This is a genomic window from Pseudomonas mangiferae (assembly GCF_007109405.1).
Taxonomy (GTDB): Bacteria; Pseudomonadota; Gammaproteobacteria; order Pseudomonadales; family Pseudomonadaceae; genus Pseudomonas_T; species Pseudomonas_T mangiferae.
In genome coordinates, this window is record NZ_VJOY01000012.1 from 27429 (window position 1) to 40123 (window position 12695).

Below are 12695 nucleotides of genomic sequence, written 5' to 3' on the forward strand. Positions count from 1 at the left end.
CCTCAGAGCGCGTAGCGGGCGGCGTCGGCTCGCTTGAAGACGAGGCCGTTTCCGGGGCGGTCCAGCGCCGGGGCGATGAGCCCGTCGTTCACCGTAGGCGCGCCGTCGAACAGCAGGGCTTCCAGGCGCACGTGATCGTGGAACCATTCCAGGTGCCGCAGCCGCGGAGCGGCGCAGCACACCGGCAGGTGAAGCGCTGGTGCGCAGTGGGCCGACAGGTCCAGGTGGAAGGCATCGCAAAGGGCCGCGGCCTGGAGGAAACCGCTCACGCCACCGCAGCGGGTGATGTCCGCCTGCAGCACGTCCACTGCGCCCAGCAGATGGCGGAAGTCGTCGGCGGTGTAGGCGTATTCGCCCGCGGCCACTGCCATGGGCAGGCCGGCGGCGGCCAGGGCATCCCGTACCCGGCGCAGCCCCTGGGGGTCGTCGGAACTGACCGGCTCCTCGAACCAACTGATACCGAGATCGGCGATGCCGCGGGCGAAGGCGAGGGCGCTGGCCACGTCGTGGGCGCCATTGGCGTCGACGAATAACCCCGCCTCCGGACCGATGGCGGCCCGCGCCGCCCGCACCCGCTGCACGTCGCGGCCTGGGTCGGCGCCGACTTTCATCTTCACCCAGCGGCAACCGTCGTCCTGTACCCAGCTGCCCAACTGCTCCGCCAGGCGATCGTCGTCATAAGAGGTGAAGCCGCCGCTGCCATAGACCGGCACGCGGTCCCGCAGCCGGCCCAGCAAGGTGGCCAGGGGCAAGTCCAGCAGCTTCGCCTTGAGGTCCCACAGGGCGCAGTCCACCGCGGAAATGGCGCAGGCGGCCAGGCCGGAACGGCCCAGGTTGCGTACCTCGCGCCACAGGCTGCGGGTGATCCGCTCCGGCGCCAGCGGGTCGGCGCCCAGCACCCGCGGCTGCAGGGTATCCAGGATCAGCGGCGCCATGGCCGCTGCGCCGTAGGTGTAGCCAAGGCCGGTCTGGCCGCCGGCCTCGATCTCCACCACCACCAGGGTGGTGGCATCCCAGGCGAAGGTGCCGTCCGCCTCCGGCGCATCGGTGGGCACCCGGTAGGCGGAAGCCCGAAACGCCGTGACCGGCGCGTCCCTGCGGCCCACGTCATTTATCCTTGTGATGGCCCGGCAGCACCGAGCTGAGCACCTGCTTGGCGGTCTGCACGATCACGCTGCCTTCGTCGGGGTCGCCGCGCAGCAAGGTGGTGGCGAACTTCTTCGCCTGTTCCAGCTTGATATGGGGCGGCAGCGGCGGCACGCTCGGGTCGGTCTTGAATTCCAGCAGCACCGGCCGATCCGAGGCCAGCGCCTCCTCCCAGGCCTGGGCCACGGCGTCCTCACGGTCGACGTAGATGCCCTTGAGGCCGATGGACTCGGCGAAGCGGTGGTAGGGCACATTGGGGATGTCCTGGGACGCCTCGAACTTCGGGTCGCCCTCCATCACCCGCTGCTCCCAGGTGACCTGGTTGAGGTCCTCGTTGTTGAACACCGCGCAGATCCAGCGGGGGTTGTCCCAGGTCTGCCAGTATTTGGCCACGGTGATCAGCTCGGCCATGTTGTTCATCTGCATGGCGCCATCCCCCACCAGGGCGATCACCGGCCGTTCGGGATGGGCGAACTTGGCGGCGATGGCGTACGGCACCGCGGCGCCCATGGAGGCCAGCCCGCCGGACAGCGAAGCCATCATGCCGCGGCGCATCTTCAGGTCGCGGGCGAACCAGTTGGCGCAGGAGCCGGAGTCGCTGGTGACGATGGCCTGCTCCGGCAGGCGCGGCGACAGTTCGAAGACGACCCGCTGCGGGTTGATCGGGTTGGCTTCCACCAGGGCACGCTTCTCCAGGGTCTCGTCCCAGTCGGCACGCCATTTCTCGATGCGTTCGCGCCAGCCGCGCTCGGTCTTCTCCTGCAGCAGCGGCAGCAGCGCGCGCAGGGTTTCCGCGGCGTCCCCGGCCAGGTTCACCTCCATGGGGTAGCGCAGGCTGAGCATGTCCGGCTGCAGGTCGATCTGCACGCCGCGGGCCTTGCCTTCCTCGGGGAGGAATTCGGAATAGGGGAAGCCCGAGCCGATCATCAGCAGGGTGTCGCAGTCCTCCATCATCTTGTAGCTGGGCTCGGTGCCCAGCAGGCCGATGGAGCCGGTGACCCAGGGCAGGTCGTCCGGCAGGGCCGCCTTGCCCAGCAGCGCCTTGGCCACCCCGGCGCCGAGCTTCTCGGCCACCTGGATCACCTCGTCGGTGGCCTGCAGGGCCCCGGCGCCCACCAGGATGGCCACCTTCTCGCCAGCGTTGAGCACCTCGGCGGCCCGCTGCAGGTCCGCCTCGTAGGGCACCACCTTCGGCTTGCTGTAGCCGACCCCGGAATGCACGGTGCCGTGGGCCCGGGGCGGCTCGGAATAAGGCATTTCCTGGATGTCGTTGGGCAGGATGATGGCGGTCACCCGGCGCTCGCCCACCGCGGTGCGGATGGCCCGGTCCACCAGGTGGCGCACCTGTGAAGGCGCGCTGGCCTGCTGGACGAAGGCGCCGGCCACGTCCTTGAACATGGACAGCAGGTCCAGCTCCTGCTGGTAGTGCCCGCCCAGGGCGGTGGTGGCCTGCTGGCCGGCGATGGCCAGCACCGGCATGTGGTCCATGCGGGCGTCGTAGAGACCGGTGATCAGGTGGGAGGCGCCGGGGCCGGAGGTGGCGATGCAGACCCCCAGGCCGCCGGTGAACTTGGCGTCGGCGGCGGCCATGAACGCGGCCATTTCCTCGTGGCGCGCCTGGATGAAGCGAATCTTGCCGTTGGCCCGGTTCAGCGCACCGAACACACCGTTGATGCCGTCCCCCGGGTAGCCGTAGATGCGGCGGACCCCCCACTGGTACAAGCGCTCGACGAGAAAATCTCCGACTGTCGTGGCCATCTGAAACCCTCCTCCTGGAAGCCGTGAAATGGGCGACGTTGCCTGGCGTCTACCAGTCCTAGACCGGGCGCCTTCGCCAGAAGGTCCCGCAACATTCTGAAAAACTCCCGGGTGGTCGCCGTGGCCTTCGACCGCTCAGGGCTGAACGCTCCAGGCCTCCCCCGGCAGCAGGCAGGTACGCCCGGCGGCGTGCACCAGGGTGAGCGGCGCCGTGGCCGCGGGGTCCAGGCGCACCTGAACGCGCCTGTCGCGCAGGTCCACCTCCACCCGCTGGCCGCGGTAGCGCAGGGCCAGGGCGATGTCGGGCAACGCGGCTGGCGGCGCCGGGAACACCCGCAGGCCGTCGAGCCCCGGGCTGATCCCCAGGTAATGGCGCTGCAGCACGTCCAGAGAACCCGCCAGGGAGCCCAGGTGCACGCCCTCCAGGGCACCGCTGTCCGCCGGGGCGTCCACGTCGGTGCGCAGGCACTGGCAGAAGCAGGTCCAGGCGATCTCCGGCTCGGCGTCCACCAGGGCGCCGGCGCAGATCATCTTCGACAGGCTGGACTCATGGGTGACCCGGGCCAGGTGGTAGGCCACGGTGCGCCGGCCGGCTTCTTCCTCCAGCGGGTAGCCGAGGTGCTGGAACAGCGCCCGCAGCTCGTCGGCGCCGAACAGGTAGCGGAACATCAGCACGTCCGGCTGCTTGGTGGCCTGGTAGCGGTTGCAGGTGTCGTGGCGGGTCTCCAGGAACCAGTCCAGGCGCGGGTGATCGGCGCTCAGGTCGGAGCAGGGCGGCGGTGCCAGGGTCTGGAAACCGTCGAACTGGTCGAGCACGCCGTCCTCGCGGAACGGCAGGTACAGACGCCGGCCGATGCGCGCCCACGCGTCCAGCTCCTCCGGCGCTACGGCCAGACGCTGACGCAGGGCGCTGGCCCGCTCCGCGGGCAGGCGGGCCAGCAGGTCCAGGGCGCGCTGCAGGGTCCAGGCGGCCATGAGGTTGGTGTAGGCGTTGTTGCGCAGACCCGGCTCGGTGGCGTCGGGGTAGGCGCTGTGGTACTCGTCGGGACCCACCACGCCGTGGATGACATAGCGTTCCAGGCCCTCGTCGTAATGGGCCAGGCTGGCCCAGAAGCGGGCGATCTCCAGGACCAGGTCGCCGCCGTCCCCGGCCAGCAGGTCCTCGTCGCCAGTCGCCAGGTACAGCTGCCACACGTCGTAGACGATGGCCGCGCCGATGTGCCGCTGCAGGTAGGTGTTGTCCCGCATCCAGCGGCAGGACAGCGGGTTGTACTGGTAGGGCGGGGTTTCCTCGTCGCCGTGCCGGGCGCTGCGCCACGGGTAGAGGGCACCGCGCAGGCCGCAGCGGCGTGCCCGCTCCCGGGCCTTGTCCAGGCGCCGATGGCGGTAGCGGAGCAGGTTGCGGGCAAGCTCGGGGAAACGGGTGCTGAGGTAGGGGAAGGCGAACAGCTCGTCCCAGAAGATCTGCCCGGAGTAACCCTCCTGCCAGCCCTTGGGCGGCAGCCCCTGGTCGCGGCCGATGCTCAGGGGCGAGACCGCCTGCAGCACGTGGAACGCCGCCAGCTCCAGCAGCCGCTGCAGGGTAGGGTCCGGGGTCTGCAGCGGGCTGTCGGCCCACAGGCGTGCCCAGGCTTGCTGGTGGTCGGCGCGCAGCGCCTCGTAGGGAGCGTCGGGCAGGCGGCCGCGGACTTGGGCACAGGCCGCCTCGGGCGCCTCCGGGAGGTCGTCGTCCACCTGCACGACGACGCGCTTTTCCAGCACCAGGCGGCCTTCGGACGGCCACGGGATGCAGGCTTCCTGCACGAGACGCTGGCCGTCGCGACGGGTTTCCCAGCGGGGCGAATGACCGGGCACCCGGGTGCGGCTGGCCAGGGCCAGGCGGCGCTCGGGCGCATGCAGACCGGCGGCGATCAACGCGTCGCTGCCGATCCCCTCCAGGTGGTGGACCTGGAGGCGGCGCCCCTCGTAGGCCCGGTCCCGGTCCACCAAGGCATTTTCCACCGCACCGTCCAGGGTGGCGCGCAGGGTCACCGCCGGCAGCGGCGTCGACGCCTCCAGGGTCCAGCGCAGCACCGCCAGGTCCGCTTCGGCCATGCTGACGAAGCGCTCTTCGTGCAGGGTCAGTTCGTGGCCGTCGAGGCGGAAGCGCAGCCGGCGCCACAGCAACCCCAGGCGCGGCTCCAGGCACTGCCGATAGTCGAGCCGTTCCACGCCGTCGAGATCGAACCAGGCACCGTCGCCGAGGCGCAGGGTCAGGCCGAACGGGTCCGGCAGGTTCACCAGCGCGCCGAGGGCGGTGACCTCGCCACCCGGCTGGCGCGGGGCGGCGGGGCGCGGCGCCTCGTCGTACCAGCCGGCCCGGTAGAAGCCGGCATAGTGGTCGTCGGGCCGCTGCGGCCCGAGCGCTCTGGCGGTCTCGGGCGGGCTGGCGCGCCAGGACAGCACGCCGTTGCCCAGGCTGAACAGCGCCTCCCGGCGCCGCTCGTCCAGGGGGTCGTAATGCGCGAAGCGCAGGGGGTCGCGGTCGTCGCCTGCGCTCATGCCAGCCTCCGCGCCTGGTGCAGCCGCTCGCGGGCCAGGGGTTCGACCTGGTCGCGTCCGGCGTAGGCGCCCTGGGAGCCGTAGGCGGTGACCGCCAGGCTGGAAGCTGCCACGCCCCAGGCGGCGGCTTCCAAGGGCGCGCGGCCTTCCAGGCGGGCGATGGCGAACGTGCCGGTGAAGGCATCGCCCGCCCCGGTGGTGTCCACCGGCTCCACCTCGCGGGGCGGGATCAGGGTGGCACGGCCTTCCTCGACCACCACGCAGCCCCCGTCCGCCAGCTTGATGCAGACGATGTCCACCCCGGCATCGCCCAGGCGCCGCGCGCCCTGGGCGATGCGCTCCAGGCTGTCCAGGCGCTCTCCCAGCAGGGCGGCGGCCTCCTCGACGTTGGGGGTGAGGGCGCCCATTCGAGGCAACAGGTCGTGCTCCAGGCGCTCGGGGAACGACGGGTCGAGCACCACGGCGATGCCGATGCGGGCGGCCCTGTCCAGGGCACGGCGGACCACCCAGGCCGGCACCTCGTAGTCCAGCACCAGGCAGGCGGGGCCCTGCAGGTCGTCGAGGCGGGCCAGGGCGCGGGCGCATGCCGCCTCGTCCCACTGGTCGTTGGCGTTGTTGGCCAGGACGATGACTTTCTTCGCGTCCGGCGGCACCATGATCATGGACACCGCGGTGGCTGCCCCGGCCGCCTGGCTCACCCCGGACACGTCCACCCCCGCCTGCCGCAGCGGTGCCAGGGCCTGCTCCGCCAGCTCGTCGTCGCCGACCCGTCCCAGCAGCAGGCTGCGGTGGCCGAACCGTGCGCCCAGGTAGGCAGTATTGGCCGCCTTGCCGCCGGGCAGGCGGCGGAAGTCATGGGCGAGCAGCGTTTCCTGGCTGCCGGGCGCCGCCTCCACGCGCACCTGGAAGTCGGCATTGATGCTGCCCAGGGACAGAAGGGTTCCCGGCATGACGGCGCTCCTGGAGATGGCGATGATGGTTCAAGTGACCGGCATGGCGCGGCTGGGTTCGCCGCTTCGCTGGCCGCGCCGGCTCAAGCACGCGGCTCGCCGGCGAGGGAGGGCGCACAATCGCGCCCGGGGGCGGTCACCGCACGGCGCTGGCGCCAGGCGATCGCCAACAGCGCCAGCAGGCCGCCGAGGGCAGCCAGGGCCATGTCCTTCTGGGCGTCCCAGGCATCGTCCTGGGCACCGACGAAGGCGGCCGACTCGTCACCGCCGAAGAACTCGCCGCCGACCCATTCGATCAGCTCATAGATCGCCGACGAGGCAAGGATGAAGTCGAGCACGAAGAAATAGCTCCAGAACCCCCGCAGCGGTGTCAGCCTGAGCAAGATGCAGCGCAGCGGATGGGCCAGCAGCAGGCCATAGGCAAAATGCACCAGCCGGTCGAAATGGTTGCGTCGCCAGCCAAAGGACGCCTTCAGGGAGTCGCCGCCGAGGGCTTGCCACCCGGCGTCGTAGGGCACCCGGGAATAGGTGAAGTGGGCGCCCAGCTCATGGAGGCAGAGGTAGGCGAACAACAGGACCACCGCCGAGCGCGGCAGGGCGAGGCGGCGATGGCCGTAGGCGAGGGCGAACCCCAACGCCACCACCAGGAGGTTTTCCAGGAGCCAGTCGCCCCGGTTGAAGGGTGCGATGCCCAGGGCGACGAACACCAGGGCGAAGGCACCGGCCCAGCCCAGCAGGAAACGGCGCGGCGCGGGTTCCCCGTTCATGGTCGGGGTACCCGACGGTAGTCGGTGCGCCTGCGGGTGAGGCGCGAACGAAATAGAAGCGGGACTGCGGATCGACTGCTCAAGAGACCCCTCCGGTTGCGAACTGCCCTGCCGGCCCCGGTCGGACTGGCAGGGCCAGGGTGTCCGCCGCCGGACCGGCCGGCAGCGGACGGATCGCCATCAGGCGGCCATGCGCGCGCATTCCTCCGCACACGCCAGGCATGCCCTGGAGCAGGCCTGGCAATGCTCGGCCTCGTGCTTGCCGCACTCCTCGCCGCAGGCGCGACAGATGTCCGCACAGAGCCGGCAGAACGCCTGGGCATTCTCGGCCTCGCGGGCCATCAGCCGGGCGGCCAGCAGGCACAGGTCCGCGCACTCGCGGTCCAGGGTGATGCAGCGGGCCATCATCTTCACGTCCTGTTCCTGCAGGCAGGCACTGGCGCAGGCTTCGCAGGTCATGGCGCAGTCGAGGCAGGCCTGGATGCAGGTTTGGTAGGCAGTATCGTTGAGCATGTTCGTATCTCCCGTATGGGCTGTATCGAATCGTCAGTACAGGGGTCGTTCGGTCACGCCGACGCGGCCCAGGGCGGACGATCCAGCGGGTCGGGAAAGAAGGAGGCATAACGGGACGGTGGTGACGCCTCGGCCCTGACCGCCGCGAAGGGGCCTGGGAGGAGTGGTGCGAGGGCGGGAATCGGCAACGCACAGCACAGCGGCTTGCCACAAAGCGAATGGCCGCAGGGCACAGGGTCCAGCGACGGACCCGAGGCCGACCAGCTCGGCTCCTCGGCGCAGGCTCCCAGCCCGTGACAGGCGGCCAGCAGCGGTTCACCCAGCATCAGCAAGGCGAGCAACAGCGCGAGAAAGGTGGGCCGTCGGGTCATGGAAGAAACCGCGTCGTGGGCACAGGAAAATGGAACGCCGGTCCTGCTGGGAAGTTCAGCGCGTCCGTCCGGCGGATGACGCAGGCCCGGAGTCGGCATTCTGCTCGTATCAGTTCGCCAGCTTTCGGCGAATTGCACGATCGTTCCGATGCAACGCTTCCGCTAACGAGTTGGAAAGAGAAGCAATTTTCCGCCCGTCCGCTCTGGCATATCCCGTGCTGCCTTTGCTGGGCCTCAGCCAGCCCGCCAATCCCACTGCCACGCCACCACTGCGACACGAGAGGAGGCTTCCATGATCACCGTTCCCAGCGGTATCCGTCCCGCCCAACTCGAATACGAACTCACCTTCAAGCACCGGGGCGATCTGAGCCTGCAGCTGCAGCTCAACGGCAATCAGCGTGTGCGCCTCGAGGCGCTGCCCAGCGCCTTGCCCCTGGACCGTTGCGAAAGCCCCAGCGTGCGGCGTTTCGCTCGCCGTCGGGCGTAGCAAGGGTTGCCGTCGTCACGAAGGAACGGCGCCCGAAGGCGCCGTTCCTTTGCTGTGCCATGACCTTGGCAATCAGGCCACCGGCTTCGGGATGGTGGAGGCGGGCTCCTTGAGTTCCGGCTTGGGCTCGTCTGTGTCCGTGGCCGCCTGCAGCGCCGGCGTGGCGTCGTCCACAGGGCTCTCGGCGTTCCGGGGTCCATCAGGCATTGGGGTGTTCATGCGGGTCTACCTCCTGAGTGTGTGCTCGGACGGTAGAAAAGAAGGCCGGTGCCGAAGTTCAGATCGGACATGCGCACGGTCGGATGCTGACGCATCGGACAAACTTCGCAATGGTTACCGCATGTGCCGGATTAACGCGCTGAAGTATTCGCGATGTGGCTGCGTATTAAATGCGGGATGTGAAGGGGTCGACAGTATTCGCGGAAGTGCGTGCAGGCAGGGTAATAGATCGACTGCCGTTTTAATGCGTCGGGGCGAGAAGCACTATCGCGATGAGGCGAAGAAGAATACGGGGTGGCCAAATGGCGGAATCCGGTCCGCCGTCCCTGCGGCCTTCCCGGTATGACATACGATGCAGCGATTATTCGGATATCTGCTGGATATCCAGCACGACCCACACGTCCAGTCCTTTCTTGCGGGCGGCTTTCTCGGCTTCCAATTGAGCGGTGAGCTTGCTGATGGAACTGGAACGGTGCTGGAAGCGGAAGGGGGCGCCGCCCGTCTTCTTGCGGACGCTGAGCTCGACCAGGGTATAGGTGGCGCGGGAGCGGGGTTTCTGTTTCGGAGCGACGGCGATCGCAGGCGTGAGGCCCAGGGCTTCACGCATTTCCGCCTCTGAAATGGGGTTAGAGCTCAATGCGGTGTCCTTGACGAATGAAAAGCAACGGCCCGATAGGCAGGCTCCTGCCCTCTGACGCGCCCGCGAGGGCGTGGCGGCATGGAAAGAAGGAGGGAAACGGGAAGAATATCCCGAGGCGGCCATGATAGAAGAACATCGGCAATAAGGAAACATTCTCGATTGCTCGGCGATGAACCTTTCCCGCACTAAAGGGCGGGCCTTATTGATGGAAGAGCAACTTTCAGGGCGACCCGGACATATCCATGCCCGGGTGTTTCATTGACAGACTATTTACACTTCCACCGGTACTTGTTTACCGGGGGATCGGCTACAAAACGCATCCAAGTGACCGAGAAACTTATCGAGTCTTATCGGTTCGTATGCCCCATAGCCGAGGCGGCACCTCCCTGCTAAGCTCGCGGCTTCACCGAAACCGCCGCAAGGCGTATGACAAGGAAACAGCATGAAACAACATCGGTTGGCGGCGGCGATGGCCCTGGTGGGCCTGGTTCTCGCAGGGTGCGACTCGCAGACCAGCGTGGAACTGAAGACGCCCGCGCAGAAGGCCTCCTACGGGATCGGCCTGAACATGGGCAAGAGCCTGTCGCAGGAAGGCATGGACGACCTGGATTCCAAAGCCGTTGCCCAGGGCATCGAAGACGCCATCGGCAAGAAAGATCAGAAGCTGAAGGACGAAGAGCTGGTCGAAGCGTTCGCCTTCCTGCAGAAGCGTGCCGAAGAACGCATGACCGCGATGAATGAGGAGTCGGCCAAGGCCGGCAAGAAATTCCTCGAAGAGAACGGCAAGCGCGAAGGCGTGGTGACCACCTCGTCCGGCCTGCAGTATGAAGTAGTGAAGAAGGCCGACGGCGCCCAGCCCAAGCCCAGCGATGTGGTCACTGTCCACTACGAAGGCAAGCTGATCGACGGCAGCGTCTTCGACAGCTCCATCCAGCGCGGCAGCCCCATTGATCTGCCGGTCAACGGCGTGATCCCGGGCTGGGTCGAAGGCCTGCAACTGATGCACGTTGGCGAGAAGTACAAGTTCTACATCCCCAGCGACCTGGCCTACGGCGCCCAGAGCCCCAGCCCGGCGATCCCCGCCAACTCGGTCCTGGTGTTCGACCTGGAACTGATCGGCATCAAGGACCCGTCCGCCGAGCCGAGCCCCGAGCAGGCTTCTCCGGAAGAGAAGCCGGACGCCGACGCCAAAGGCTGATCCGCGTCGCTCACCGAAACGCCCCGTCCCGACGGGGCGTTTTCGTTTGTGCCGGTCATCCGGCGAACACCGTGGCGACCGGCCGGTCTGAACGCAAAGGCGGACGGCTTCCCCGTCGTGCTTATGCACATTGCGCTCGACGCCCGGCCGTACCTGCAGGCATTTTGCCGCTGTCAATGGCCCGATAACCTAACTTGCTGTTTTAATTGGTTTTTATTGGCTGGGCAAAAAACGCCCGATCTGTAGGGAACCCGCACCACCCGGGCGTTTGCGTGTCTCATCCCACGACTATGCACATGTTTATCCACAGGCTTCGTGGATAACCGCCGGCGAGCCCGCTGCCATGCGGGTTTGCCGCGACCGGCCCGAGCCGGATCGGCAGCAGGCCCTTCGATCTCCAGGAGTTGTCATGAAAATGCCGCGTCAGTTTTCCCGCTACCTAGGCCTCGCCGAGCGCTTCCTCGCTCGCGGCCGTCTGCCGGCGTTGCTGCTGGCGGTGGCGCGCAAGCGGGGCCGTAGCGGCGGCCGGCTCGCCGGGGTGAAGGAGGACCTGCACCTGCTGCAGGCGCTCTGCGTGGCCTGGTGGCGCGGCGACTACCGCCGGATCGAGCGCCAGGCCTTGCTGTCGGTGGTGGGGGCTCTGCTGTACTTCCTCACGCCCGTGGATGCGATCCCCGACTGGTTGCCCGGGGTCGGCCTAGTGGACGACCTGGCGGTGCTGGCGTGGGTGATGCGTACCTGGCACGGCGAACTGGAGCGTTTCCGCCGCTGGCGCGATGCCCAATCGCCCACCTTGCGTGAAGAACTGGATCGCCTGCCCAGGGCGGAGCGGGTAGAGCCGCCGGTTTCCTGAACGCCACGGGCTGCATTCGGCGGGAAACGGAGTTTAAGATGGGCGCTTTCAGGGAAGTGCCGCGACCGGCACTGCATTCCGTGGAGCGTGGTATGAGCGTGCAAGTGATCACTCGGGACGGCGAAGCCGAATATGCTGTCCTGCCCTGGGCCGAGTACCAGGCCCTGCTGCGAGAGGCCGGCCGCCTGCCGTTCCAGGACCGGGACACCACCCGGGCTCCTTTCGAACACCTGGCCGCCCTGCGCGAAGCCCGCGGCATGACGCCCGAGCAGGTGGCGCGGGACGTCGGCATCAGCCCGGCCTATCTTGCCCTGATCGAGCGAGGCGAGCGGCAGCCCGACGATGCCATTCGCCGCGCCCTGGCCCGGGTCCTCGGCCTGGCGGGCTGGGAGCCCGAGGCTTGAGCGTGCGTATCGCCCGGCAGCACTGGCAGGCGCTGCTCGGCGAACTGGATGACGCGCGCCGCCAGCGCCACCTGGTCACCTACCGCGCCTTGATCGAGCGGCTGCAATTGCCGCCGCCGGCCATGCAGGTGCTGGCCGCCGCGCTGGAGCATCTGGCGGCCTTGGATGCCCGCGCCGAGCGACCGCTGCGCAGCGCCCTGGTGATCAGCCAGAGCGCCAGCCGCCTGCCACGCACCGGCTTCTTCGAATGCGTCGAGCGGCTCGGCCGCTTCTCCGGGCCACCGGACGGGATCGCCGCGGCGTCCTGGCATGCCTCCGAGGTGGCCCGCGTCTTCGAATTCGATTACCCGGAGGTGCCCTGATGGCGGGTTTGCCGCGTTCCCCGAAACTGTTGTTCTGGCACCTGCGGGCGCGCCTGGGCTATGCCGTGGCGCGGCGCATGCTGCGGGTTTCCTGGCTGGTGAAGCAGCCCCGCGCCTGGAACTGGATGCAGGGGCAATACGGGCGCATGGCCAACCTCGGCCATGTGCCGGCCCAGAGTTTCTATGGCCACCTGTTGCTGTACCGCGGGCAGGGGTTCGGTGCCCAGGAAGAGGGCATGCGCCTGCTGCGGCTGGCGGCCGAGGCGGGGGATGGCAAGGCTGCCTACCAACTGGGGATGCTGGCCTTGGCCGGGGACACCCGGCATGCCGCGGACGCCGGTGAAACGGCCCGCTGGTGGGAACTCGCCGCCCGCCACGGCCATCCCCTGGCGCCCCACAAGCTGGCGGCGCTGTATCGCGATGGCGGTCGCAACCTGCCGCCGGATGCCGAGGCCGCGGCCCGCTGGGCGCAACAAGCCGGCTGAG

15 protein-coding genes are annotated in these 12695 nt (G+C 68.5%); 6 read left to right on the forward strand and 9 right to left on the reverse strand.

Annotation, left to right across the window (positions count from 1 at the left end):
* Nucleotides 1–2 precede the first annotated feature (2 nt).
* The 7 genes from FM069_RS16095 to FM069_RS16125 form a co-directional block, all read right to left on the reverse strand.
* Nucleotides 3–1106 carry an enolase C-terminal domain-like protein gene (locus tag FM069_RS16095; protein WP_178106783.1) on the reverse strand — a complete coding sequence of 368 codons (1104 nt, stop codon included), beginning with the start codon at nt 1104–1106 and terminating at the stop codon, nt 3–5.
* A 1-nt stretch (nt 1107) separates the two neighbouring features.
* Nucleotides 1108–2904, reverse strand: coding sequence for a thiamine pyrophosphate-requiring protein (locus FM069_RS16100; RefSeq protein WP_143489390.1), 1797 nt, complete (start codon nt 2902–2904; stop codon nt 1108–1110).
* Between the two features lie 135 nt (nt 2905–3039).
* Complete coding sequence (locus tag FM069_RS16105; protein WP_143489391.1) at nt 3040–5445, reverse strand: glycosyl hydrolase family 65 protein; 2406 nt, start codon at nt 5443–5445, stop codon at nt 3040–3042.
* Nucleotides 5442–6395, reverse strand: coding sequence for a PfkB family carbohydrate kinase (locus tag FM069_RS16110; RefSeq protein ID WP_143489392.1), 954 nt, complete (start codon nt 6393–6395; stop codon nt 5442–5444). Before FM069_RS16110 ends, FM069_RS16105 begins: the two co-directional genes overlap by 4 nt.
* Nucleotides 6396–6478: 83 nt before the next feature.
* The gene (locus FM069_RS16115) at nt 6479–7162 is read right to left on the reverse strand and encodes a DUF2238 domain-containing protein (RefSeq protein WP_143489393.1); all 684 of its coding nucleotides are present in this window, start codon (nt 7160–7162) and stop codon (nt 6479–6481) included.
* Nucleotides 7163–7342: 180 nt separating this feature from the next.
* Nucleotides 7343–7675, reverse strand: a complete 333-nt coding sequence (locus FM069_RS16120; RefSeq protein WP_143489394.1) for a four-helix bundle copper-binding protein — start codon at nt 7673–7675, stop codon at nt 7343–7345.
* Between the two features lie 53 nt (nt 7676–7728).
* Nucleotides 7729–8184 (reverse strand): hypothetical protein, encoded by a 456-nt coding sequence (locus FM069_RS16125; protein ID WP_143489395.1) that lies wholly within the window; start codon nt 8182–8184, stop codon nt 7729–7731.
* A gap of 154 nt (nt 8185–8338) precedes the next feature.
* Here FM069_RS16125 and FM069_RS16130 point away from each other — a divergent pair, with 154 nt between their 5' ends.
* Nucleotides 8339–8533: a hypothetical protein gene (locus FM069_RS16130; protein WP_143489396.1), complete on the forward strand. Its 195-nt coding sequence runs from the start codon at nt 8339–8341 to the stop codon at nt 8531–8533.
* Nucleotides 8534–8605: 72 nt separating this feature from the next.
* Here the strand turns inward: FM069_RS16130 and FM069_RS21645 are convergent, their stop codons facing one another.
* Both FM069_RS21645 and FM069_RS16135 read right to left on the reverse strand, forming a co-directional pair.
* Nucleotides 8606–8752: a hypothetical protein gene (locus FM069_RS21645; protein WP_178106785.1), complete on the reverse strand. Its 147-nt coding sequence runs from the start codon at nt 8750–8752 to the stop codon at nt 8606–8608.
* Nucleotides 8753–9113: 361 nt separating this feature from the next.
* A complete protein-coding gene (locus FM069_RS16135; RefSeq protein WP_143489397.1) occupies nt 9114–9359 on the reverse strand; it encodes a hypothetical protein in 246 nt (81 codons plus the stop codon).
* Nucleotides 9360–9834: 475 nt separating this feature from the next.
* Here FM069_RS16135 and FM069_RS16140 point away from each other — a divergent pair, with 475 nt between their 5' ends.
* From FM069_RS16140 to FM069_RS16160, 5 genes are all read left to right on the forward strand, one after another.
* Nucleotides 9835–10590 carry an FKBP-type peptidyl-prolyl cis-trans isomerase gene (locus FM069_RS16140; RefSeq protein WP_143489398.1) on the forward strand — a complete coding sequence of 252 codons (756 nt, stop codon included), beginning with the start codon at nt 9835–9837 and terminating at the stop codon, nt 10588–10590.
* A 409-nt stretch (nt 10591–10999) separates the two neighbouring features.
* On the forward strand, nt 11000–11443 hold the full coding sequence (locus tag FM069_RS16145; protein WP_143489399.1) for a YkvA family protein: 444 nt from the start codon (nt 11000–11002) through the stop codon (nt 11441–11443).
* 92 nt (nt 11444–11535) lie between these two features.
* Entirely contained in the window at nt 11536–11847 is a 312-nt protein-coding gene (locus FM069_RS16150; protein WP_143489400.1) for a helix-turn-helix domain-containing protein, read from the forward strand.
* Nucleotides 11844–12209 (forward strand): hypothetical protein, encoded by a 366-nt coding sequence (locus tag FM069_RS16155; protein ID WP_143489401.1) that lies wholly within the window; start codon nt 11844–11846, stop codon nt 12207–12209. The genes FM069_RS16150 and FM069_RS16155 overlap by 4 nt, the downstream gene beginning before the upstream one ends.
* The gene (locus FM069_RS16160; RefSeq protein ID WP_143489402.1) at nt 12209–12694 is read left to right on the forward strand and encodes a tetratricopeptide repeat protein; all 486 of its coding nucleotides are present in this window, start codon (nt 12209–12211) and stop codon (nt 12692–12694) included. Before FM069_RS16155 ends, FM069_RS16160 begins: the two co-directional genes overlap by 1 nt.
* Nucleotide 12695 lies beyond the last annotated feature (1 nt).